Consider the following 23155-nt stretch of genomic DNA (forward strand, 5'->3'; position numbering starts at 1 on the left):
ACGCAAGATCACGCTTCTAACGCGCTTTTGACTTTACTTGTTATCGGGTATTTTTTAGTCTTCGCATCCCACTTTTTCTGTTGGAGTCACCATGAAGCAAGAAATGTACACCACCTACGCAAAGCAATACGATGTGGCAGCACAAGATAACCTGTACAACGCGCACTTTGAGCGTCCAAATACCTTTGAACTTATCGGCGATGTTACAGGTAAAAGGGTGCTGGATTTAGGCTGCGGTTCGGGTATTTACGCACAGCTTCTATTGGCGCGAGGCGCAAGCTCTGTGACTTGTATTGATGCTGCGCAAGAGATGATTGATATCGTTAAGGGTAAGTTGGGTGATTCAGTTACAGCTTATGCGCAAAACTTGGCGTTAGGCTTACCAGAAGAGCGAGATGCGCAATATGATCTTGTTATTTGTCCGCTCATGGTTCATTACATCGAAGATCTTCGCCCTTTGTTTAATGATATCCAACGTGTGTTAACAGCAGGTGGTCAGTTCGTATTTTCGACTCATCATCCATTTGCGGATTTTGAGTGTTCTGCTTCAGGCAACTATTACGACAAAGAGCTTGTAGAAGATATGTGGAACACCGTTGGTGAGCCAGTTCCTGTGGCATTCTATCGTCGCTCTTTGCAAGACATTACCGATGCGATCAGTGGGGCTGGCATGGCGATGTTGGCGATCTCAGAAGGTAAGGTGAATGAGAAGATTCGTGAAATCTCAGAAGAACATTACCAACGCTTGGCGACATTCCCTAACTTCATCTTCATTAAGTGTGTGGCGCTGAGCTAGTAAAATCAGTGAGTTAAGATAGAAAAAACGGAAGCGAAGAGGCTTCCGTTTTGTGATCTTAGCGTTGAGCTTAAAGTGCTGCGAGAATGGTTTCCGCTTTGCTTGCTTCAAATGTCTTTGGCTCTTCAACGTTTAATGTGGTGACCACACCGTTGTCGATGATCATTGCGTAACGCTGTGAACGAACGCCGCCAAAACCGCCGGTGTCCATTTCTAGGCCCAGTGCTTTGGTAAAGCTTGCGTCGCCATCGCCAAGCATTAATAACTCAGACGCGTTTTGCGCTTCACCCCAAGCTTGCATCACGAATGCATCGTTAACAGAAACACAAGCAATCAGGTCCACACCTTTCGCTTTAAGTTGGTCAGCCAATACGACATAACCTGGCAAGTGCGCTTCTGAACACGTTGGCGTAAATGCTCCAGGAACCGCAAACAGAACCACTTTCTTATCCGCAAACAGTTCTGTCACTTGGTGGTTAACCATACCATCGGCAGTCAGTTCGCTTAGCGTTGCCGCTGGCAGTGCTTGACCTTGTTGAATCATGATTTTCTTCCTTTTGGGTAGCTTTATTTAGCTCACTCAGTCTAGCGCTAAAACCACGGGCTAACCACGGAAGAAATGTAAGGTCTTAATTGGCATCATAAAAACAAACCGCCTCAGTGGACGGTTTGTTTATTTTTTACATTGCGTTTAGATAAGACTTGTAAGAATGAAGTCGGACGGTTGCTGCGCCGATAACATCAATGAAACCCAACAAACTGTGTGGCTTATTCGCTGCAATCCATGCTGAACCAGTGGCTCCGATCGGGATGGTTTTGCCTTCCGGTTCGAAGATCTCCAGAATCACGGTACGACCATGGCTACTGGTATTTGCGCCGACATGCTGACGGACGCTTTGTGGTCCTTGCAATGGTGAGACAGAGGATTCCCCGGTGCCTGCCGTAATGCTGTGTACACGAGCGCGGAATACTTCGCCTGGGTAAGCATCGACGTAAAATTCGGCAAACTGTCCTTTTTCAACATAGCGGTAGGTTTGGTCAGGTATACGCATTTCTAAGAACTTACGTGACGTATCGTAGATGTGCATATTGCCGACACGGCTTCCATCCGCGACATTCACTACCGCAACTTGCCCATCATAAGGCGCTCGAACTGTCTTACGCTCTTGCTCAAATTGGGTCTTTTGTAGGTCGGCATGCAGGGATTTTAACGAGGCTTCTGCAACACGCAGTTGAGACTCGTAGTATTCGATGTCTCGACCTTTAAAGATCTCTGGTGATGTTTTGCCGCGAATGATGTCGCGCTTCAACTGCGCCACATTTTCTTCTTGCTGAACAATCCCTGCTTTAATTTTTTCTACGTCTGCCAAAGAGGTGGTATCGACAAGGGTATAAATCACATCGCCTTTCTTCACTTCTTGGTTGTGGTCGACATAGATGTGGTCAATCTGTTCTCTAAATAGGGGAGAAAGAACCGAATGAGGTGCTTTTACGGTGGATGAGTAGGTCAAATCAACCGGAGCCCAAAGGCGTGAGAGTATCCCTAATACCACCAGAATAAATGCACCACCAGAGATAATCCAAAATGCGCTTTTGAACGTCCATTTTATCGCGCCTGTCGAAACCAAAATCCACATGATCAGAATGTACGGAATCATTACCTCTTTCATGGATTATTCCCCTGCTGTTTTGGTCGTGGTTTGTTGCTGTGAAGCCAATCGACTATTGCGAATGATGTTGCTCAGTGAGCTGCCGATGTGTTCCCAGTTGGCGAACGCAATGATTAACGCCAGCACCCACCACGCTTTATGGATGAACAACCCGCATAGAGAAAGCGCAAATACCAATTGGATATGAGAACTTTTCTTCTCTTGAGCTCGATGTACCGCAACTTCGTGGATCTGCCATAGCAAATAGATGACAAAAAGGGCAAGCGCTATGGTGACGGAAAATAGATAACCGCTGAAGTACTCGGAGTTGAAGATCACCATCATGGTGTCGTTAGGGGTATTGGTAAACAAGCTCATATCAATATCTTTCGAATTGATCGTACCCATAGGCGCAAGCAAGTAAGCTCCACCGAGCATTAGAGCCATGAAAAGTGAGAACTTTAATAGCACCATAAAAATCGCAAAAATGACACGACCTATGGCTTTTATGACGTTCATAGTTATACCTTTTGTCAATGTGTGAGGGTAAAACGTTGAGCGCGTGATTATTGTTTTGTCTTTTGTAATCACATGCGCGGAATTGTATGAAAAAACGCCATAAGTTGAGTGATATATGATATAAGTTAAGCTCATGTCAGCATGGAAATATTAGAGAACACATAATCTATGAAGCACTCAGATTACAGTCTTATCCCGACCTTTGTGGCGATTGTGGAAGAGAAGAGTTACACCAAAGCGGCGCAACGTCTGGGTGTGAGTCAATCTGCGGTCAGCCAAGCGGTAGTCAGGCTTCGTGAGGTGTTTAAGGATGCGTTATTCATTCGTGAAAGCCATGGCGTTGCACCAACGGCGTTTGCAGTTGATATCTACCCGACATTAGCGAGTGCAGTAGAGAGCATCGCATATATGCTGCCAGAACATACTCGGTTTGATCCTGCTGAGTGCGATAAGCGTTTTGTGATCTCTTCCCTTAGTGTGTTCGGTTTTACTCTTCTTCCTGAACTTTCCGCTTTGATCAGTGAGAGAGCGCCAAAAGCCAGCACACGCATTGAACCGTTATACACCATGGATTTGACGAACCTACTGAGAACCCAGCAGTGTGACTTGGTGATAGAGGCTCACACTAATCTGCACCCACATTTACGTTCTAAAGTATTGATGTCTGATAAGTTGACCGTGGTGTGTCGCAAAGATCATCCTCGCTTAACGGGCAACAGGATCAGTGTCGAAGAGTACCTCAATGAAAAGCACGTCACTTTGTCTCAGTTCAATCAACAAAATGGTTACCTAATTGGTCGAGGAATCAAGGATGAAAAACTCTTAGGTCAACGTGATGTGGCATGGCAGGCGAGTAGCATTATTGAAGTATTGCCGGTTGTGCAGCGTTGTGATTATCTCGCTCTGATGCCACAAACCTTGCTGAAGCAGTATTGCGACCTCTATCAGCTCAAAGAGCTAAAAGCAGACTTCATGAAAGATCCAATTGATGTCGCCATGTATTGGCATTCTTCTCGCACAAATGATCCTAGTCATCAGTGGTTGAGAGAGCAGTGTTTATTAGCCGCTGAGAAATTTACCGAAAATCATTAGATTAAAGTGAATATTTTCACTATACCGTATGGATGGTTCTTTAATGAGACACTAGACTGTAAATATATTCCTCAATATCACTGGGGCTTTTGTGCAGGGAAGTCGGTTTTTTTTCACGAGCATTCGAACTAAGTTCATTGTCATCTATACCTTGATGACGATTTGCTTTGTTTTGATTTTGTTTGGTGCCCTTTATTTTAAAGAGCAGCAACGTGTGTTTAGTGTTGCCTTAAAAAACTCGATTCAAGTTTCAAACCTCCATTCTGATGTGATTAGCCAAGAGCTACAAAGAAACGTCGCCTCACTTCAAACCATCAGTGGGCATCAAAGGGTTCAGCATGGTGATGTTCCATTCATTATTGAAGAACTGAAATGGCTGCAAAGCATGTCGAAACATGCGGTGGTCAATACTTTGTTCGTCGACAATGAATGGAACTTGGTCGATTACCAAGGTCGTAGAACCAAAGTGACGCTGGCAGACATAACTGAGGATGTTAACTGGCAACAGGCAAAATACCATGTCACTAAGCCGCACATTGGTTTGGTGACAGGAGAGCCGTTGATTGCATTGGGTGTCCCTGTTTTTAATTCACAAAATGAGTGGAGTGGTATTGTTGGAGTATCCATCTCTATTGACTATTTGAGTAAGAGACTGTCCAAAGTCAAACTTGGAAACAGTAGTTATGCATGGATTGCCGACAATTACGGAAATGTGGTCTCCCACCCAAATAACACGCTTATTTTAGCGGCAAATATCTTTGATTCTGACAGTATCGGTTTTGAAGGCTTTGGGAATATTGCCTTGCAAACACGACAGCACGATATCGGCTACGGACATTATTATGATGAGAATGTGGGTGAATCCAAGATCGTTACCTTTTCTGCCATTGATAGTCTGCCGGGTTGGACGTTGTTTGTCACAACGGAAGAGTCAGACATATTCCTTGATATCAAAGCACTAGTAGAAGATGTCACCATTACCTTATCGGTGGTGATCATCGTTTTTCTACCGATTATCATCTATCTGACCAACTCTGTGACGTTACCGATTGTGGAGTTAACGCAGGACGTTAAAAATTCGGTCAGCAGTCACTACACCGAATTTGCTGGGCAAAACTCTTTGGATGAAATTGGGCAATTGTCTAACGCATTTAAAAACACCATAGAAGAGATTCAACAGCATAATCGAAACTTGGAAGATGTGGTGGCGAGCAGAACTAACGAGCTGAACGATGCCAATCACGACCTCGCGATGTCTGTGAAATTACTCAACGAAAATAATCAGAAGTTAACTTGGTTAGCCATGTATGACCCATTGACGAACTTATTCAATCGACGAGCTTTAATTAACCAAGTACATCAAGAATTGACCAATAAGACGATACCTTTTCACTCTACTTCTCTGATTCTTATTGATCTTGACTATTTTAAAGTGGTGAATGACACCTTTGGGCACGATGTGGGTGACCAAGTGCTAATGCATATAGCCGATTTCCTGAGTAACAATTTGAGAAAACAAGATCTTATTGCAAGATGGGGCGGGGAAGAGTTTGTCATTCTACTGAGAGATACATCGATTGAGCAAGGCGAGCAAATCGCTCTCAACTTACAAGAGAAAATGAAACAGGAGAACTTTTCGCCCGTGACGTGCATGACATTTAGCGCGGGTGTTGCAACGTTAGAAGTTGGGCAAAACTTCGATGAACTGGTTGCCTGCGCTGATAAGGCGCTTTATCTCGCCAAGAATTCAGGAAGAAATTGTGTCAAAACCAGTTTAAGCGTAGCGTCGTGACAAAGAGCTAGGGTTTGTTGTTCTTTCTCGGCGAAAATCTGTTAGAAAAGTCAGCAAACCCTAGTCACCTAGCACTAATATTTAGTGGCTTGCCAAGTAGTTCGCGACTTGAGTACGGTATTTCGCTTTAAGCGCTTCATCAATGAAACTGGCGTTGATTGCATTAACCGTAAACTGAGCCAGTTCTGATTTCGTCATTGGATGAGCATCGCTGACCGCTTTAAAGTTATCCGTCATGTAGCCGCCAAAGTACGCCGGGTCATCCGAGTTAATCGTCACCGCGACCCCCTTACGCAGCAAATCGACTATGTTGTGCTGCTCCATTTGATCAAACACACACAGCTTAATATTCGACAATGGACAAACCGTTAGTGGCATTTTGCTTTCGATAAGTGCGTCTACCAATGAAGCATCTTCAACACAGCGAACGCCATGGTCCACACGACTAACGCTAAGCATCTCAACAGAATCAATGATGTTTTGCGCCGGACCCTCTTCACCCGCGTGTGCTACCGTCAATAAGCCTGCTGCTTTTGCTTGTTGGAAAGCGCGTTTGAATTTCTCTGGCGGGTGACCGAGTTCTGAAGAGTCCAAACCTACACCGATGATTTTGTCTTGATGTTTGATGATTGATTGCAGCGTTTCAATGGCGCTTTCTTCCGATAGGTGACGCAAAAAGCATGCGATAATTTGAGACGTAATACCTAACTGCTCGTTACCATCTTGCATTGCTCGGTGAATACCGTTAATGACCGTTTCAAACTCAATGCCACGGTCGGTGTGGGTTTGCGGGTCAAAGAAGATCTCAGTATGGATGACGTTGTCGGCTTTGCAGCGCTCTAAGTATGCCCAAGTCAAATCATAGAAATCTTGTTCTGTACGCAGCGCGTTAGCACCTTGATAATAGATATCTAGGAAAGACTGTAAATCTTCGAATTCGTACGCTTTGCGCAGTGCCTGTGGTGATTCGTATGGGATGTCGATGTTGTTGCGCTGTGCAAGCTCAAACAACAGTTCTGGCTCTAGCGAACCTTCGATATGTAAGTGTAACTCTACCTTTGGAAGACCTTGAATAAATGCGTTCATAATAAACTCCCACTTTTTCTTATGGTTGTTGTGGATGCAATTACTCTAAGGATAGGTATAGATTGAGAAAAATCGAACGCCATTACAAAGAGTAAGATCCACAGTGATCTCGACTCTTCGTAATCAGCACTTTGCGGGAGCTGGTAGAGACCCCCAAACCATATCATTGGGGTTATACGAAGCAAACGGTTGCGATTATACGCAAAAATTGAAGCTTGGCTAGAGTCGTTGATGAAATTGTTATTTGTGGAGAACGGAGAACGGAGAACGGAGAACGGAAAGGCAAAAAAGTGTTGGTTTAATTGAGCGATGGAGATCTGTATCGAGGCTGTGATTCATCGCATGATGGCTTCGTTGTCAGCACACACCTTGCTGAGCGTCGAATATTCAGTGGCTAATACTGAACCACACCATGCGAGAAACATTGGGAGTCATATCGAGTTTAATGTGCGTTGCTCATTGTGAACTGAGAAGAGGGGTGGCGATACCTTGCACGTCGATATTTTAGATTGAGAAGAGTAGAGAAAAGGAAATGGAATGTATTTATAGTTCGAACATTTTATCAAATTCTCTTTGCTCCATGATGTCCTCAATTCGGCGGCGCGTTTGTTGTTTAATCGCTGCGGCGTTTTGTTCGGACTCTTTCTTTTCTTGCTCAATTTGCTTCTTGCTTTTCTTTGCCATGATTTTTCCTTTGGAAATTCTTCCTAAATATCCGCATTATTCATTAATGCACGAAAATTGATTTATTTAATAATAAAACTTCCTAGCTTTGAACCTGAGTCACACAGAATGTCTCCGGAGTAGGTTTTCTCACAGTATTTAAAATCAATGAGATAACAAGCAGATTGGAGTTTTGGCAATATATGGCGCCTTAAAATATCACTATTGAGTTGATGAATTTTGGCGTTCCAAGAGATGTCGGGTTGTTTTAAACGGAATTCAATCTCTATCATTTATTCTCCTGTTTTTTGGTGATCTTTTCTTTATTCAATAATTGGTACCAGTGTCTTTGACGACCTGTTCTTCTAGACATAATTTTTCCTAATTTTAAGTAAGTGAAATACCAACGATGGCTATCGGGTTCGATAGATCTAGTGTTCCAACGATGGATATCGTATCCGCCGCGTCTACAAACCAAGTCATTCTCGCTGAACTTAGCATCTCGAGGTTACTTGGGTATATTTTAGGCAGCAGAAAACCAAGCAAAATTTAATTGCTAAATATTAAGTTTGAGGAATTTTTTGAAGGGGGAGAGAGTTTGGTGCAGCGAGGAAATGCTGCACCAAGAAAAGCTATCTTATAGAGGAGTAACTTCAGTCGCTTGAGGACCTTTTTTACCTTCTTCTACATTGAAGCTTACTTTCTGACCTTCAGTCAAAGTTTTGAAACCGTCAGCAACGATTGCGTTGAAGTGTACGAATACATCTTGACCGCCGTTGTCTTGAGTTAGGAAACCAAAGCCTTTAGTTTCGTTAAACCATTTTACTGAACCAGTTACTTTACCAGACATAAAAACCTCTGAAATTAAACAATAATATACGAATTGTGATGGATCTTTTTTAAGCTATTGAATGTGCAATCAAGAGGAAGTTTTACGCAGGAGTCTGAATCAAGGATTCAGGGTGTTACTGAGAGGGAACTTAAACTAAATGTAGCATTAACAGCTCTTTTCTAGAGCCAGCCGCCACTATACAGGGTGTTTAAAAAATAGCTACATTTATTTTTCAAATTCTTTTCGTTCGAAAAAACTGATGGAGTAGAACAATTTCATCCCCTCATGATTTGGCATCCCCCTTCCTACAATAAGTCCATACCAATAAGGGAGGCAATATTATGAGCACAGTGAGAGAGATTCGTCAGATCATTCCATCGCATGCAACCGCAGATGGTGATGGGGTTAAAATTCGTCGCGTAGCCGGATTCAATAACACGAGCTTTTCACCATTCTTGATGGTCGATGAGCTTAAATCAGACCAACGTGCAGATTATGTGGGTGGTTTCCCTCCACATCCACATCGGGGCATTGAAACACTAACTTATATGCTCACCGGTCATTTCCAACATCGTGACCATATGGACAACATTGGTGAGCTTCGTTCTGGCGGTGCGCAATGGATGGCTGCTGGTCGTGGTGTGATTCACAGTGAAATGCCAATCATGGAAGACGGCGAGCTGCACGGTTTCCAAATTTGGATTAACCAACCTGCACGAGACAAGATGTCTCCGGCGCAATATCACGACTTCCAACCGGAAACTATTACCGAGCATCGCGCAGAGTCCCATGGTTTGGTTCGTGTTATTTCTGGCGAGTTAAGCATCGGCGATGAGGTTGTCAAAGGACCGCTAAGTAAAACGGGTGTACCAGTGACGGTTGCTGATTGGCAATCGCATCCAGGTGCGACAATGACATTAATGACACCGAAACATCACAATATGATGACCTATGCTTATAAAGGAAGTATTAAGGTGGGCGAGCGCGTGGTCATGCAAGGTGAGATGGCACTGCTTTCGCAAGGTGAGTGGGTAGAGCTGCAAGCCAATGACGCTAGCGGAGTACTGCTCTTTATTGGCGAACCGATTAATGAACCTGTTGTGCATTATGGTCCATTTGTCATGAACAGCATCGACGAAATTGAACAAGCGATTCAAGACTACAATTCTGGTGTATTTGAAACTTATTAAGGCACCCAATACCGTTGCTTGGCACCAAGTCTTGACGCCAACTCTTGGAGTTACAGTTCGAGAGAAAAACACTAAGTGATTTGGAGTCCGTTTATTGGGCTCATACGCAAGCAAAGACGATATCCACTGCCATCGAATTTGCATCAGCCACACCAATTGGGTGTGGCTTTTTTTGTCTTTCACGAGGGCAGTGAGCTTTTTTGTGCTCTGTTTAGCTTTGCTCCCAGCGTTCAATGGCTTGTGGACCACATTCCACACCCAGCTCATAAGCTTGACGTAAAGGTTCTGGCGAGCGGCTTAAACGCTTTAACTTAAAGCCTTCTGGTGGACAGATTTGGATGATCTCAACGCCAACTGGCGGGTTCTCTATCAGCTCCAGACTCTGGTTGTAACGAATATGGCGCGTGAGCATTGGCTCGATTAACGCTGGATGATCTTTCAGTAAACGTGAAGTTAGCTTTTCAAACTTAGGCTTGGATTTGCGATAGCTGGCAGGGCGGCTTCGTAGCACCATGATTTTGGTTGCACCGCGTTTGATGGCTTCGGCAATAGGGATTGCATCCGCTACACCACCATCCACATACCTTACGCCATCTAATGGCACACCATTGCGGTACATGATTGGTAAGGCGCTGCTGGCTTTCATGGTTTCCGCCAACATTTCTACGGAAGGTGTTAGGTATTCTGGTTGTCCGTTGTCTTGTCGTGTGACACCTAAAAAGAATGGTCGAGGATCGGCAGAAAGTACGGCTCGATCAATGCCCAACTCTTTAAGCGTGACCTCCCACATCCAATCTAAATCCATCATATCGCCACCGCGTACGAGTTGAGTGGGGGAGATAAATTCTTTTCGTAAACTGTAGTCGAGATAGATTTTGAGGTTTCTGCCCGGCATTTTAGCAAGGTAAGCCGCTAAGTTACTTGCGCCCGCCGAGACACCCCAAAAGCTGTCAAAAGGGGAGAAATCTTGTGCCATAAAGTGATCGAGTATGCCGCAGGAGAACACCCCACGCATCGCGCCGCCTTCTACAATCAACGCTCGAGAACCAACATGTTCCATCCTAGCCATCCGTTTCGATTATTCTGATTTGGATACGAACTAATTAGAGTAACGGATCTAATGCGTATACCCAAGTCGCGTTCACTTTGACCTTACCTTGATGAATCTATTTTTTATGTTATAACATAACAATAATCAAAATTATTATAAGGTAGCGTGTGTCTTGTGTGAGGTGAAAATGAGCGATATTGACGCCATTATTAAGCATGTTGAGGTGAGCTTTAAAGCTCAAGGAAAGCAACTAACTTCCAAGAGAAAACTGGTGTTGAAAGCGTTGGTTCATGCCGATAGAGCCTTGTCAGCTTATGAGTTGGTGGATTATTGCAAAGCCCATTTTGAACAAAATATTCAGGCAATGTCGGTGTATCGAATCTTGGATTTTCTTGAAGGTGAGCACTTGGCTCACAAGCTTAAAGTTTCTAATAAATACATCGTCTGCTCCCATATCCTCTGCGAGCACGAACATGGCGTTCCTCAATTTCTCATCTGCTCCAAATGCAACAAAATTAGCGAGCAAGCCATCGACCCAAGCTTGATTCACGGTCTGCAATCCCATGCAAAAGAAGAAGGCTTCACCGTTGTCAGCCCTCAACTAGAGATCAATTGTGTTTGTGATGACTGTGCGAAATCCCAGTAAGTGTCTTTGAGTGTCCACTTATTGTCGTCTTCATCACTGCCACTTTACGACGTTTATCCTTTCCCATTATTAGCATCATCAGCAAGGAGTTCTGAACCGCTATGCCTGCAACACTGATTAAAAACGCCCTTGTCGTCAACGAAGGAACCATTACCGAGACCGATTTACGAATTGTCGATCAGCGAATTGAAGCTATCTCGACCGATATCGCCTCCAAACCGGAAGACACGGTGATTGATGCTAAAGGGTGTTATCTAATCCCCGGTATGATAGACGACCAAGTACACTTTCGTGAGCCGGGTTTAACGCACAAAGGTTCGATTGCAACAGAATCCCGTGCAGCGGTTGCAGGTGGTATCACAAGCTATATGGAAATGCCGAACGTAAACCCTGCCACGACGACCATCGAAGCGTTAGAAAGCAAATTCTCCATTGCCGAGCAGAGCTCCCTCGCGAACTACTCTTTCTACCTTGGTGCGACCGAAGACAACCTTGAGCAAATCAAACAGCTTGATCCAAAGAGACATTGTGGCGTGAAAGTGTTTATGGGGGCTTCGACGGGGGATTTGTTGGTGGAAGCGCCTCAAGCCTTGGAGGAAATTTTCCGTGATTCACCGGTGCTCATCGTAACGCACTGTGAAAGTGGACCTGTGATTGCGCAAAACAAACAGCGACTACTCAAAGAGAAGTCGGAATTCACCATTGAAGATCATCCGATACTGCGTGATGACGAAGCGTGTTATGCGTCCTCTTCTTATGCGGTAGAACTAGCTAAGAAGTACAACAGTCAGTTGCATGTTCTGCATATCACAACGGCAAAAGAGTTAGCACTGTTTGATGCAGGTCCAATCGAGAACAAAAACATTACTGCTGAAGCTTGCGTTCATCACCTGTGGTTTAGCAATGAAGATTACGCAGAGCGTGGTAACCAAATCAAATGTAACCCAGCGGTGAAATACCCAAATGACCGTGAGGCTATTCTAAAAGCACTTAATACAGGTCAAATTGACATTATCGCGACAGACCACGCCCCCCACACGAGGGAAGAAAAACAGGTGCCTTACGAACAAGCGCCAGCGGGGTTACCTTTGGTACAGCACGCACTGTTGTCTTTATTTGATCAAGTCGCTCGCGGACATATGACGATGGAGCAAGTGGTTCAAAAGACGGCACATAACCCAGCCATCCGCTACGGTATTGAGCAACGTGGCTTTATCCGTGAAGGGTATTTCGCTGATTTGGTGCTGGTGGATACAAAAATGCCGACCTTAGTCACCAATGACAATAGCTTGTACCACTGTGGTTGGTCGCCTTTTGCTGGCCATCAGTTCTCCTCACAAATCAAGAAAACTTGGGTCAACGGTGGGTTGGTGTATGTCGACCAACAAGTCAATGAGCAGGCAGCACATGCTATGCGATTGGTATTTGATCGCTAAGACTCACGTTTTTCAAAAACTTAGATTATTTGAAAGCTCAGTTTATTTTCGAAAGCTTACATTTATCCGCTTTCATCGGGCTTTATTTGTAGAAGTATAGTTGTCGTAACTTGAGTGTCTTTTTGGCACCAAATAAAGAGAATTCAATATGTTAAGAAGAAATCCCACAGGTCACATGCCCGAAGTGTCGGAAACAGCCTTCATCGATCCGACGGCAATCATCTGTGGCAAAGTGATCATTGAAGATAACGTTTTTATTGGTCCTTACGCGGTGATTCGTGCTGATGAGGTGAACGAGCAAGGCGATATGGAAGCCATTGTCATCAAGCGTGATACCAACATTCAAGATGGCGTGGTCATTCACTCAAAGGCAGGCGCTGCCGTGACCATTGGTGAGCGCTCTTCCATTGCACACCGATCAATTATTCATGGTCCGTGTAAAGTTAGCGATGATGTGTTCATTGGTTTTAACTCGGTGGTGTTTAATGCTGTGATTGGGAAGGGTTGTGTTATTCGCCATAACTGTGTGGTAGATGGTCTAGACTTGCCAGAGAATTTCCATGTTCCGCCAATGACGAATATTGGTGCTGACTTTGATTTGAATAGCATCTCGAAAGTGCCACCTGAGTACTCGGCGTTTTCAGAGTCTGTGGTTTCAGCAAACCACGAACTGGTGCAAGGTTACAGGAGAATTGCCAATGAGCTCTGAGAGCCAACCCATACTTGGTGTTCCTACCAACATCATTACGGGGTTTCTTGGTGTAGGAAAGACCTCAGCGATTTTGAATTTAATGGCGAATAAGCCAGAGAACGAGCGCTGGGCGGTATTAGTGAATGAGTTTGGTGAAATCGGCGTTGATGGTAGCTTGGTTCAGGGGCAACAAAGCGAAGAGCAACAAGTGTTTATTCGCGAAGTACCCGGCGGCTGCATGTGCTGCGCGGCGGGGTTGCCAATGCAAATCGCCTTAAACCAACTGCTTAATGAAGCAAAGCCAGACCGTCTGCTGATTGAGCCTACTGGGCTTGGCCACCCGAAAGAAGTGCTGCAAGTGTTGTCGACAGATCATTATCGCCAAGTGCTTTCGCTACAAAAGAACATCACTTTGGTCGACGCGCGTAAGCTTGCGGATGAGCGCTATACACAGCATGACACGTTCAACCAACAAATTGCGATTGCCGATACAGTGGTGGGTAACAAGCTCGATTTGTATCAAGAGGGAGATACCCAGAAGCTAGAAGCTTACGTGGCGCAAGTTGGGCGCCCAAATACCAAAGTGGTTTTTGCTCAGCATGGTGTGATTCCGTTTGCCGAATTTGAAGGTGAGACCACCATTCATGAACATCCCCCGCATCACCACCATCATGCGAGTGACAAGCCTTTGGCTTCAGACATACCAATGCCTGAGAGTGGTATGCTCAAAGCGACCAATTCAGGCGAAGGTTTCCAGAGTGTCGGTTGGCGCTTTTCACCTGAGAAAGTGTTCGATCGCCGCAAGCTGATTCCTCTGTTGGTTGAGCTGGAAGTGGAGCGCATGAAAGCGGTGTTTATTACTGGTGATGGCATTTATGGCTACAACCTAACGCCAGATGGGCTACAGGAAGTGGAGTTGGATGACTGTGCTGAAAGCCGAATTGAACTGATTGCAGACAGCATTGATGAGCACTTTGAAGCCAAACTGCTTTCTTGCGAATTGGCGTGATCTATAGGCTCAGGCATTCTCAATATGAGTGTCTGAGTCTTCTTCTATGTTTCTAATCACTTCCTGTTTTCTCCCTGTCGTTTGTGCTTTTCCGATTCAGCCCGATCCGTTACTCTTCTTGAAAACATTGAAACATGAGCACTGATATGATCGACAAGCTACCTGGCATTCTTACTTTTTTGCGCGAGGCTGAGCAGCTCAAAAACACTTTACGCACCGCATGGACGTCTTCTGGTCGCCATGAAAGTACTGCTGAGCACACGTGGCGATTATGCTTACTTGCCATGCTGGTAGCAGAACATTATCCACATTTGGATAGCTTGAAAGTGCTAAAACTCTGTGTTGTTCATGACTTGGCAGAAGCGGTCAGCGGTGACATTTCGGCGTTGGCGCAACACGATGGGCTGGATAAAAGCGCACTAGAACTGGCGGATTTGAAGCAACTCATCGCTCCGTTAGACGCTTCTCTGCAAAAGGATCTGCTGGAGCTATGGTTGGAATACGACAGTGCTACTACCGCAGAAGCTCGACTCACCAAAGCGTTGGATAAATTGGAAACCATTCTGCAGCACACTCAAGGCGATAACCCTACCGATTTCAATTACGCCTTTAATCTGGAATACGGCAAAAAGCAGACGGACTTTGATGATCTGACCAAAGCGCTTCGAGCGATCATCGATGAAGATACCCGTCGATTAGCTGAACGCTAGTTCTCTTTCTCAACTTAAAAAACATCACTTTCAGCAAAAGCACTTAGGCTTCTCTGGTGAACCTAAGTGCTTTAGCTCGTTTGTGTTTTTTATACTGAGTAAGACTCTTTTTAAAACTTCCCTTTGATCAAATTCCCTTCCTAGGTTGACATTGTTTGATGGTCAAACTAAATTAAAATCAAATAATTTGATAATCAAACTAAAATTGGAAGGTAAGTGTCGCAATGGCTGTATCGCAACATTCACATGATTTCGTTTCTCACAACCAAAAGGGTGAAAAACGCACGCTCTACGTATTGATCCTAACCGTGACCACCATGGTGGTGGAGATTGCTGCCGGGACCATGTTTGGTTCAATGGCATTGCTCGCAGATGGTTGGCATATGGGTACACACGCAGCGGCATTTTGTATCACCTTGTTTGCTTACCGCTACGCGAAACAAAATGCCCATAATGACCGCTTCTCATTTGGTACGGGTAAGGTGAGTGTGCTCGGCGGTTTTACCAGTGCCATTGCGTTGGGGATTGTGGCATTGATGATGATGGTCGAGTCGATTCATCGTCTCTTCAACCCAGAAAGCATTCAGTTTAACGAAGCTATTATGGTGGCGGTGATTGGTTTAGTGGTGAACCTTGCGAGCATGCTGCTTCTGCAAGATCACCATCATCATGGGCATGACCATCATGATCACCATTCTCACGATCATGAGCACGAACATCATCACGACCACAACCTAACTGCTGCGTACTTCCACGTGTTAGCGGATACGCTGACCTCTCTACTTGCGATTGTCGCGTTGATTGTCGGTAAGTTTTACGGCTGGGTTTGGTTAGATGCCATGATGGGGATTGTTGGTGCCGTTGTGATTGGTAAGTGGACCTTGGGTTTAATGAAACAAACCGCACCAGTCTTGTTGGATGAGAGCATCAACAAGTCATACCGAGATGAGATTACTGAAACACTTACTCCTTATGCCGAGATTGTTGATTTACACATCTGGAAGGTGAGTGGTCACCATTACTCTGCGGCAATCGCGCTTAAAAATCATAGCAACAAAACGCTGGATGAATTTAAGCAATTATTGAGTAAATTTGATAAGATTCACCACCTAACTTTGGAAGTTCAAACGACTGAGTGATGCGCGAATTAGAAAAGCTGAATCAAACGCTTACCGAGTTCTATGACAAAATGTCTTCTTGGGAGCAATCTGTAGTAAAAGGCACGGGTTACTCACTGGCTCAAATCCACACGATTGAAGTACTGGGTGGGCATGGTGCGTTGCGTATGAAAGAACTGGCGGAAAAGCTTGGGATTACGACAGGCACGTTAACGGTTCAAATTGAGAAACTGGTGAAAGCGGAGCTTATTGAGCGCTGTCCGCATCCAGAAGATCGTCGCGCTATCGTAGTAAAGCTTACGCCAGCGGGTGAAGAGATTCACCGTCATCACAATCAGCTGCATTTAGATTTGGTTCAAGACTTAACGCGCAATATCGAACCTGAGCATCAAGCGATCTTGTTTGCTTGCTTACAGAAGATGAATAAAGAGTTCTGATTGCGCTTTTCGTTTCTCAACTCAAATATTGAGTCTCAAACAGCAAAAAAGTAGAGCACCGAAATGCTCTACTTTTTTATAAGCTCGATAGAATTTGTTCGATTGGCAGTTGTGTGAACGCATACGTAATGCCAACACAGAATGCAGCACCGGTAACGCCAATACCGACAGTCGTTGCGAGTAGCAGAAGGGTAATCTTAGGCATCAGAGATTAAACTCCTTCTTGAAGGTTGGGTAAATGACACCATTCGCTTCTTGATAGGATTTAAAGCCATAACCAAACGCAAATGCTGCCACCACAATGGCAAATGCCGCAATGTTTCTTCCTTTCATCCTTAAACTCTCAACTGTTTGTATTGAACAAAGGTAATAAACACTCTGCCAATAGTTTATCTATTGCTTATTTAATTCGGTTATTCAATTACTGGGTAAAACACACGAACAGTACCCATGCTGTTGTTAGCACAAGTAACGGTGTGAACACTTTCTGAATTGAAGCGCCATCGGTTAGGTCATAAATCACGATCGATTCTTTATAGAATGCGCGTTTGAATGAACCAAAGCTGATTTCATTTTTAACGTCAGATTGCTCATAGTGACGACGAGCAGAGTCTGCCATTTGAGACTCTAGATCTTGCATCTCGTATTCTTTGTTAAAAAATGCATCCCACGCCGAAATACGTGCAATAGTTTTTGGCGAACGATTGCCCTTCAGTTTTTCTAGACGCTTAGCGTATGCAGCTTGATATTTATCCACGATGATTTCCTACATGAATAGACTGTAATGCAGAACACAGCTTTAAATGCTCTGCGCAGTGGTTGTAAAAATTTGAAAATGGGAATCAAAAGGGAATTTTTACATCAGTAGGAAAGTTGTCAGATGAAGAAGTACGGCATTTGATTGTTAAAGAGCGTAAGGAATGTCATCCCTTGTGCTGCGGATAATATGGGCTGCTTTTGAATGCGACAAACAAAAATAATTAGTTAGGACAACAATCAATTTTTGTTGCGGATTGCTTCGTTCTGAGCATGGTAAGTAGTACGAAATGAAAAAACGCCATATATAGCAAGGGATTGAGAGCAAATTAGTAACGAGAGTTTTTTGAACGTTTTTGGTAGATAACAAAACGATAATTGCGAATGATAAATAGAGATTTTATTTATCAGAGACAAAAATAATGTCCATTCACCGACTTAAGAAAAGCGGAAGGGCGAATGGACATGCTGTTGAATTACAGGCTTTTTGCTTGAACGATCAAGCTTGCCAATTGAGCAAACCCGTAGCCGCCGTTCTCTTGTGTGACATAGTTAGGTTGATGGTTCAGTTTCGCCAATAAAGGGCGAATGTTATTCACGCCAAAGGTCATTGGCAACCACTCAAACATGCCTTCATCATTGAGTGAATCTCCCACATACGTGATGCGCTCTAAGCTCGGTAATTCGCCGTTATTGAACTGCCTAATGTACGCTTCACCACTTGTACGCTTGTTGTGACTACCGACCCAAGCATTGATGTGAATCGAACTCAATGTTGCATTGACGGGATTAGACTCCACATTCAAATTCATAATGTGGTTAAGAATTTCCATTGTCGTGGAAGGGGAAACAGGCGTTCTATCTTGCGCTATGTTCACCGCAACGTCACAGTAGCGAAAACTCTGATCTTGGCTGAACTCGACATTGGGATAGTCTGCCAAAATGCCGGAAATACTTTCTTGTAATGCGCGTTGTTCTTTGCGCATTGCTTCGGCTGGGCGAGCAAAGGTGGTGTGGAATCCTGCCGCGTCTTTTCTCATCCAAAACGCGCCATTTTCACCAATCACACCATGCAGTGACCACATCTTTGCCATTTGGTCACACCAACCGGCACATGCGCCTGTTACTGCCACCACTTTTACGCCGACACGCTCTAGCTCGGCTAACGCAATGAGTGTTTCAGGTGGCAGCTTGCCTTGCCAAGTCAATGTGTCATCCACGTCGGTTAGCAGCCATTCGATCTGTTTCAGACTCTCTAACTTGAGCTCTGATAACGGGTTAGGCATTCACCACTCCTTGCTTGTTTACTCTAGAGTTGATTGCTTGAGTTTCGTCACTGACGCCTTGTAGTGATACCGCGGAAGCCAGTGTACTCTCGATACGCTTTTCTGTGTTGGCATCAAATAGATGAACATGTTTTGGCTTTATGTCTAGACCAAGCTTGTCGCCAATTTGAATTGGCGTATGTCCCTCTACACGAACAACAAGCTTTTGTGAGTCACCACCTTCTGTGTGGCAGTAAAGCAACAGATCGGCACCGAGCGATTCAATCAATTCGACTTCTACTTGCAACCATGGGTTATCTTGGCTGATTTGTAAATGCTCTGGACGAAGTCCTAGCTTTATTTCGCCAAGAGCCAAGTTTGTTGTGGAGACAGGAAGCAGCGCGTCACCGATAGTGATGCCGTCAACGCTAACATTGCCATCTAAGATGTTCATGGATGGTGAACCAATAAAGGTCGCGACGAACAAAGATGCAGGGTTGTCGTATATCTCTAGCGGTGTGCCAACTTGTTCGACATTACCTTTGTTCAAAACAACAAGTTTGTCCGCCAGCGTCATTGCTTCAACTTGGTCGTGGGTAACGTAAACCGATGTCGTCCCGAGGCGACGCTGAAGCTTCTTGATTTCTAAACGCATTTGAACGCGCAGTTTGGCGTCTAGATTGGACAGTGGCTCGTCGAACAGAAACACCTTTGGTTCACGTACAATTGCGCGCCCCATCGCCACACGTTGACGTTGTCCTCCAGAAAGCTGCCCTGGTTTGCGGTCGAGTAGGTGATCCAACTCCAGCATCTTTGCCGCTTCGTGAACCAATCGTTCGATTTCCGCTTTCGGTGTTCTGCGGTTGCGCAGACCGTAAGCCATGTTGTTGTACACCGTCATGTGTGGGTACAAGGCGTAGTTCTGGAATACCATGGCAATGTCTCGCTCGCCAGGTTCGAGATCGTTGACGGATGTGGTGTCGATCTTAAGCTCTCCTGAGCTGATTTCCTCTAGCCCTGCAACCATACGAAGTAAGGTGGATTTACCGCAGCCACTCGGGCCAACCAGCACGACCATTTCGCCGTCGCAGATATTGAGATTAAGTTTTTGGATCGCCTGATAGCCGTTCGGATAACATTTAGCGATATTAGAAAGAGTTAACGTGGACATTTATTTCTCCGAATCTACCAGACCTTTAACAAAGGCTTTTTGCATTGCAATTACCACAATCACGGGTGGCAACATGGCGATAATGGTGGTGGCCATAATTTTGTTCCATTCGATCACGCCATCAACCACTCCAAGCATCTGTTTAATGCCCATCACGATGGTGTAGTACTGCACGTCTGTGGTGATCAAAAGCGGCCACAAATATTGGTTCCAGCCGTAAATGAAGGTGATGACGAATAGTGCGGCGATGTTGGTGCGCGATAGAGGCAACAAGATATCGAAGAAGAACTTGATTGGTCCTGCGCCATCAATTCGTGCTGCTTCCACCAACTCATTTGGCACCGTTAAGAAGAACTGACGGAACAAGAAAGTAGCCGTTGCACTGGCGATCAATGGAATGGTTAAGCCGTAAAATGAGTTCAGCATATTGAGGTTCGTAATCACCTCAAATGTCGGCATGATGCGCACTTCTACTGGTAACATCAGCGTGAAGAAGATCATCCAGAACGCCAGCATTCGTCCCGGAAAACGGAAGAACACCACTGCATACGCGGACAGGATGGAAATGCTCAACTTGCCGATGGTAATGCACATCGCCATGATGAAGGAGTTCAGCAGCATGTTGCCAATTGGCAAAGTATTGTTGTTATATTGGGTGTCGTTACTCAACAAGTCAGTGAAAACGCTAAAGCCCAAATCGCCAAACCACAATGGTGTACCGGTAGCGAACGCGCTGTTCTCATGTGTGGTTGCTACGATCGCAATCCAAACGGGAAGCGCAATCGAAATAATGCCAAGAATTAAAATGACATGACAAAACAGATTAAAAAACGGTCTTCTTTCTACCATTAGTACGCCACCTTCTTCTCAACATACTTAAATTGAATCACGGTTAGGGAGGCCACCAAGATCATCAGGATGACGGATTGCGCTGCTGATGAGCCTAAGTCCAGACCAATAAAACCATCGTTATAGACTTTATAAACCAAGGTGGAAGTGCTGTTACTCGGACCGCCTTGTGTCATCGCATGGATGATGGCGAAGGTATCGAAGAACGCGTAAACGAAGTTCACGACCAACAAAAAGAAACTGGTTGGTGAAATCAGCGGGAAGCTAATGCTGATAAAGCGTTTGATTGGACCACTGCCGTCAATGGCCGCGGCTTCGTGCAGAGACTTGGGTACTGATTGAAGCGCCGCAAGGAAGAACAGAAAGTTGTAGCTGATTTGCTTCCATGTCGAGGTGATGATCACCATCCACATAGCATGGGTGCCATTGAGCGTTGGATTCCAGTCTACGCCAAACAGATTCAACAGTTCGGTCATCACACCGATGGTTGGATCGAATAGAAATAGCCATAGTGAACCTGCGACAACCGGAGCCACCGCATAAGGCCAAATCAAGAAAGTGCGATACATGGTCGCGCCACGGATGATTTGCTCGGCAAAAGCGGAAAGGATCAGCGCACTGACCAGAGCAAGCACCGCAACGCTGATGCTAAATTGCAGCGTGGTCATTAACGAATCTAGGTAAAGTGGATCATGGAAGAGCGTTTCAAAGTTCTCTAAACCCACAAATTCACGGCTCATACCGAAAGCATCTTCAAGTTGTGAAGATTGGAAAATGGCTTGTCCTGCCGGCCAGATGAAGAACACCAAGGTGATCACCAACTGAGGCGCAATCAGCGCAACCGGAAGCCATTTGTGTTTAAAAACAACAGGTGAGGACATACAAATACCAAAATAAAACAGGCAAGGTGTGTAAACGAATTCCCCACCCTTGATGGGCGGGGAGAGTGCATCTCTGAGTACCTACTTGAATAAGACTCGGTGCATCATTGTTCGTTATTAAGGTTCGTTATTTCTGTGTGCGCTCAAAGCGACGTAGCTGCTCGTCACCACGACGAACCGCATTATTTAGTGCTGCTTGTGCTGTTGCTTTTCCTGCCCAAACCGCTTCCAGCTCTTCGTTGATGATGTCGCGAGTTTGCAGGAAGTTACCAAAGCGAATGCCTTTCGAGTTTTCCGTTGGCTTTGTCGATGTCATTTGCAGAACGGCTGTGTCGGTGCCTGGGTTCTTAGTGTAGAAGCCTTGCTCTTTCGTTAGCTCATAAGCCGCTTTAGTGATTGGTAAGTAACCAGTGAATTGGTGCCAATCTGCTTGAACTTCTGGGCTTGAAAGGTAAGAGAAAAACTTCGCCACGCCTTTGTATTCTTCGCTTGAGTGACCACGAAGCACCCAAAGAGAGGCTCCTCCGATAATGGTGTTTTGTGGCTTAGATACTAGCTCTGAATCGTATGGCAATTGTGCTACGCCGATATCAACGCCTTTCATGTTCTCTTTGATGCCCGCCAGACCTGCGGAAGAGCCCATGGTCATTGCACACTCTTGGGTGTAAAACAGTGGCATGCCATCAGACTGACGACCACCGTACTTAAAGATGCCTTCTTTCGACCATTTACCCATCTGTTCGATATGGTGTACGAACGCTGAGTCATTGAACTTGAATTTTGTGTCTAAGCCAGCAAAGCCGTTGTTGTTATTGGCAACAGGAACGTTGTTACGCGCACCAAAGTTTTCGATTTGAGTCCATGATTGCCAGGTTGTGCTGAAACCACATTTCGCACCAGACGCCAGTAGTTTACGAGACACTTCTTCCATCTCTTTCCACGTCTTAGGTGGATTTGCTACGCCTGCCTTCTTAAACATGTCTTTGTTGTAATAAAGCACAGGAGTGGAGCTGTTGAATGGCAGTGAAAGCATGTTGCCTTCATTGGTGGTGTAGTAACCCGTTACTGCCGCAAGATAATCATCTGGATTAAACGACTCTTTGGTGTCTTTCATCAATTGATAAACGGGATAAATCGCTTTATTTGCCCCCATCATTGTCGCCGTACCCACTTCGAACACTTGCACGATAGCTGGTTGCTCTTTCGCTCTGAATGCGGCGATTGCACTGGTCATGGTTTCTGCGTAGCTGCCTTTGTAAACTGGCTTGATCTCGTATTCTGATTGGCTTGCGTTAAAGTCTGCGGCAATTTCGTTGACCTTTTTACCTAGTGCGCCACCCATTGCGTGCCACCACTCAACCTCTGTTTTTGCTTGTGCTTGCGTGCTGATGAATGCCGCTGCAATTGCAAGTCCGGCGAGGTGTTTAATAGCCATAATGATTCCTTTTCATAGATGATTTGAACAGGTTGTTCCCTTGCAGGTTTTCATTTTGATAATGAATCCGCTTCAAAAAAT

The 23155-nt window shown here is 45.0% G+C and carries 27 protein-coding genes and 1 riboswitch; of the genes, 11 read left to right on the forward strand and 16 right to left on the reverse strand.

All coding sequences use genetic code 11. The features are described from left to right. The first annotated feature begins 91 nt into the window (after positions 1-91). Positions 92-796 carry a class I SAM-dependent DNA methyltransferase gene (locus QMY49_RS21605; RefSeq protein WP_005452694.1) on the forward strand — a complete coding sequence of 235 codons (705 nt, stop codon included), beginning with the start codon at positions 92-94 and terminating at the stop codon, positions 794-796. A gap of 70 nt (positions 797-866) precedes the next feature. Here the strand turns inward: QMY49_RS21605 and QMY49_RS21610 are convergent, their stop codons facing one another. From QMY49_RS21610 to QMY49_RS21620, 3 genes are all read right to left on the reverse strand, one after another. Continuing rightward, entirely contained in the window at positions 867-1340 is a 474-nt protein-coding gene (locus QMY49_RS21610; protein WP_005531886.1) for a peroxiredoxin, read from the reverse strand. A gap of 136 nt (positions 1341-1476) precedes the next feature. Next, positions 1477-2466, reverse strand: coding sequence for an efflux RND transporter periplasmic adaptor subunit (locus tag QMY49_RS21615; RefSeq protein WP_283314216.1), 990 nt, complete (start codon positions 2464-2466; stop codon positions 1477-1479). A gap of 3 nt (positions 2467-2469) precedes the next feature. Further along, positions 2470-2964, reverse strand: a complete 495-nt coding sequence (locus tag QMY49_RS21620) for a hypothetical protein (RefSeq protein ID WP_017189544.1) — start codon at positions 2962-2964, stop codon at positions 2470-2472. Between the two features lie 168 nt (positions 2965-3132). Between QMY49_RS21620 and QMY49_RS21625 the strand changes: the two genes are divergently transcribed. Then, entirely contained in the window at positions 3133-4056 is a 924-nt protein-coding gene (locus QMY49_RS21625) for a LysR family transcriptional regulator (RefSeq protein ID WP_053050489.1), read from the forward strand. 154 nt (positions 4057-4210) lie between these two features. Beyond that, complete coding sequence (locus QMY49_RS21630) at positions 4211-5848, forward strand: sensor domain-containing diguanylate cyclase (protein WP_283316775.1); 1638 nt, start codon at positions 4211-4213, stop codon at positions 5846-5848. Between the two features lie 81 nt (positions 5849-5929). Here the strand turns inward: QMY49_RS21630 and QMY49_RS21635 are convergent, their stop codons facing one another. From QMY49_RS21635 to cspE, 4 genes are all read right to left on the reverse strand, one after another. Further along, positions 5930-6934: an adenosine deaminase gene (locus QMY49_RS21635; RefSeq protein WP_009697057.1), complete on the reverse strand. Its 1005-nt coding sequence runs from the start codon at positions 6932-6934 to the stop codon at positions 5930-5932. A gap of 100 nt (positions 6935-7034) precedes the next feature. Then, a riboswitch (purine riboswitch) is annotated at positions 7035-7134 on the reverse strand. 343 nt (positions 7135-7477) lie between these two features. Then, on the reverse strand, positions 7478-7618 hold the full coding sequence (locus QMY49_RS21640) for a hypothetical protein (protein ID WP_005452683.1): 141 nt from the start codon (positions 7616-7618) through the stop codon (positions 7478-7480). 62 nt (positions 7619-7680) lie between these two features. Further along, the gene (locus QMY49_RS21645; protein ID WP_005452681.1) at positions 7681-7890 is read right to left on the reverse strand and encodes a hypothetical protein; all 210 of its coding nucleotides are present in this window, start codon (positions 7888-7890) and stop codon (positions 7681-7683) included. A gap of 344 nt (positions 7891-8234) precedes the next feature. Beyond that, positions 8235-8447, reverse strand: a complete 213-nt coding sequence (gene cspE, locus QMY49_RS21650) for a transcription antiterminator/RNA stability regulator CspE (RefSeq protein ID WP_005452678.1) — start codon at positions 8445-8447, stop codon at positions 8235-8237. Between the two features lie 323 nt (positions 8448-8770). Here cspE and QMY49_RS21655 point away from each other — a divergent pair, with 323 nt between their 5' ends. Then, complete coding sequence (locus tag QMY49_RS21655) at positions 8771-9619, forward strand: pirin family protein (RefSeq protein ID WP_005452677.1); 849 nt, start codon at positions 8771-8773, stop codon at positions 9617-9619. 211 nt (positions 9620-9830) lie between these two features. Here QMY49_RS21655 and QMY49_RS21660 read toward each other — a convergent pair whose 3' ends face one another. Then, positions 9831-10679 carry a patatin-like phospholipase family protein gene (locus QMY49_RS21660; RefSeq protein ID WP_283314226.1) on the reverse strand — a complete coding sequence of 283 codons (849 nt, stop codon included), beginning with the start codon at positions 10677-10679 and terminating at the stop codon, positions 9831-9833. A 178-nt stretch (positions 10680-10857) separates the two neighbouring features. Between QMY49_RS21660 and QMY49_RS21665 the strand changes: the two genes are divergently transcribed. The 7 genes from QMY49_RS21665 to QMY49_RS21695 all read left to right on the forward strand — a co-directional run bounded on the left by QMY49_RS21665 (position 10858) and on the right by QMY49_RS21695 (position 16717). Continuing rightward, a complete protein-coding gene (locus tag QMY49_RS21665; protein WP_005452672.1) occupies positions 10858-11316 on the forward strand; it encodes a Fur family transcriptional regulator in 459 nt (152 codons plus the stop codon). Between the two features lie 101 nt (positions 11317-11417). After that, positions 11418-12752: a dihydroorotase gene (locus tag QMY49_RS21670; RefSeq protein WP_283314230.1), complete on the forward strand. Its 1335-nt coding sequence runs from the start codon at positions 11418-11420 to the stop codon at positions 12750-12752. A 148-nt stretch (positions 12753-12900) separates the two neighbouring features. Next, positions 12901-13461 carry an LbetaH domain-containing protein gene (locus tag QMY49_RS21675; protein WP_283314232.1) on the forward strand — a complete coding sequence of 187 codons (561 nt, stop codon included), beginning with the start codon at positions 12901-12903 and terminating at the stop codon, positions 13459-13461. Next, on the forward strand, positions 13451-14452 hold the full coding sequence (locus QMY49_RS21680; protein ID WP_283314234.1) for a CobW family GTP-binding protein: 1002 nt from the start codon (positions 13451-13453) through the stop codon (positions 14450-14452). The genes QMY49_RS21675 and QMY49_RS21680 overlap by 11 nt, the downstream gene beginning before the upstream one ends. Before the next feature lie 146 nt (positions 14453-14598). Further along, positions 14599-15162 carry an HD domain-containing protein gene (locus QMY49_RS21685; RefSeq protein ID WP_283314236.1) on the forward strand — a complete coding sequence of 188 codons (564 nt, stop codon included), beginning with the start codon at positions 14599-14601 and terminating at the stop codon, positions 15160-15162. Positions 15163-15386: 224 nt separating this feature from the next. After that, positions 15387-16301, forward strand: a complete 915-nt coding sequence (gene dmeF / locus QMY49_RS21690; RefSeq protein WP_005452657.1) for a CDF family Co(II)/Ni(II) efflux transporter DmeF — start codon at positions 15387-15389, stop codon at positions 16299-16301. Next, positions 16301-16717, forward strand: coding sequence for a MarR family winged helix-turn-helix transcriptional regulator (locus QMY49_RS21695; protein WP_009697065.1), 417 nt, complete (start codon positions 16301-16303; stop codon positions 16715-16717). The genes dmeF and QMY49_RS21695 overlap by 1 nt, the downstream gene beginning before the upstream one ends. A 76-nt stretch (positions 16718-16793) precedes the next feature. Here QMY49_RS21695 and QMY49_RS21700 read toward each other — a convergent pair whose 3' ends face one another. The 8 genes from QMY49_RS21700 to ugpB all read right to left on the reverse strand — a co-directional run bounded on the left by QMY49_RS21700 (position 16794) and on the right by ugpB (position 23074). Beyond that, the gene (locus QMY49_RS21700) at positions 16794-16922 is read right to left on the reverse strand and encodes a hypothetical protein (protein ID WP_005452653.1); all 129 of its coding nucleotides are present in this window, start codon (positions 16920-16922) and stop codon (positions 16794-16796) included. Further along, positions 16922-17050 carry a hypothetical protein gene (locus tag QMY49_RS21705; RefSeq protein WP_005426337.1) on the reverse strand — a complete coding sequence of 43 codons (129 nt, stop codon included), beginning with the start codon at positions 17048-17050 and terminating at the stop codon, positions 16922-16924. Before QMY49_RS21705 ends, QMY49_RS21700 begins: the two co-directional genes overlap by 1 nt. Before the next feature lie 88 nt (positions 17051-17138). Next, on the reverse strand, positions 17139-17474 hold the full coding sequence (locus QMY49_RS21710; protein ID WP_283314241.1) for a hypothetical protein: 336 nt from the start codon (positions 17472-17474) through the stop codon (positions 17139-17141). Positions 17475-17949: 475 nt separating this feature from the next. Beyond that, positions 17950-18759 carry an HAD-IIB family hydrolase gene (locus QMY49_RS21715; protein ID WP_283314244.1) on the reverse strand — a complete coding sequence of 270 codons (810 nt, stop codon included), beginning with the start codon at positions 18757-18759 and terminating at the stop codon, positions 17950-17952. Continuing rightward, positions 18752-19909: a sn-glycerol-3-phosphate import ATP-binding protein UgpC gene (locus tag QMY49_RS21720; RefSeq protein WP_283314246.1), complete on the reverse strand. Its 1158-nt coding sequence runs from the start codon at positions 19907-19909 to the stop codon at positions 18752-18754. Before QMY49_RS21720 ends, QMY49_RS21715 begins: the two co-directional genes overlap by 8 nt. After that, complete coding sequence (ugpE, locus tag QMY49_RS21725) at positions 19910-20758, reverse strand: sn-glycerol-3-phosphate ABC transporter permease UgpE (RefSeq protein ID WP_009697068.1); 849 nt, start codon at positions 20756-20758, stop codon at positions 19910-19912. Beyond that, the gene (ugpA, locus tag QMY49_RS21730) at positions 20758-21639 is read right to left on the reverse strand and encodes a sn-glycerol-3-phosphate ABC transporter permease UgpA (protein ID WP_009697069.1); all 882 of its coding nucleotides are present in this window, start codon (positions 21637-21639) and stop codon (positions 20758-20760) included. The genes ugpE and ugpA overlap by 1 nt, the downstream gene beginning before the upstream one ends. 127 nt (positions 21640-21766) lie before the next feature. Then, positions 21767-23074: a sn-glycerol-3-phosphate ABC transporter substrate-binding protein UgpB gene (gene ugpB / locus QMY49_RS21735; protein WP_085319561.1), complete on the reverse strand. Its 1308-nt coding sequence runs from the start codon at positions 23072-23074 to the stop codon at positions 21767-21769. Between the last annotated feature and the right edge of the window lie 81 nt (positions 23075-23155).

Origin of the sequence: Vibrio harveyi (assembly GCF_030060435.1) — a bacterium.
In the GTDB taxonomy this organism is placed as follows: domain Bacteria; phylum Pseudomonadota; class Gammaproteobacteria; order Enterobacterales; family Vibrionaceae; genus Vibrio; species Vibrio harveyi.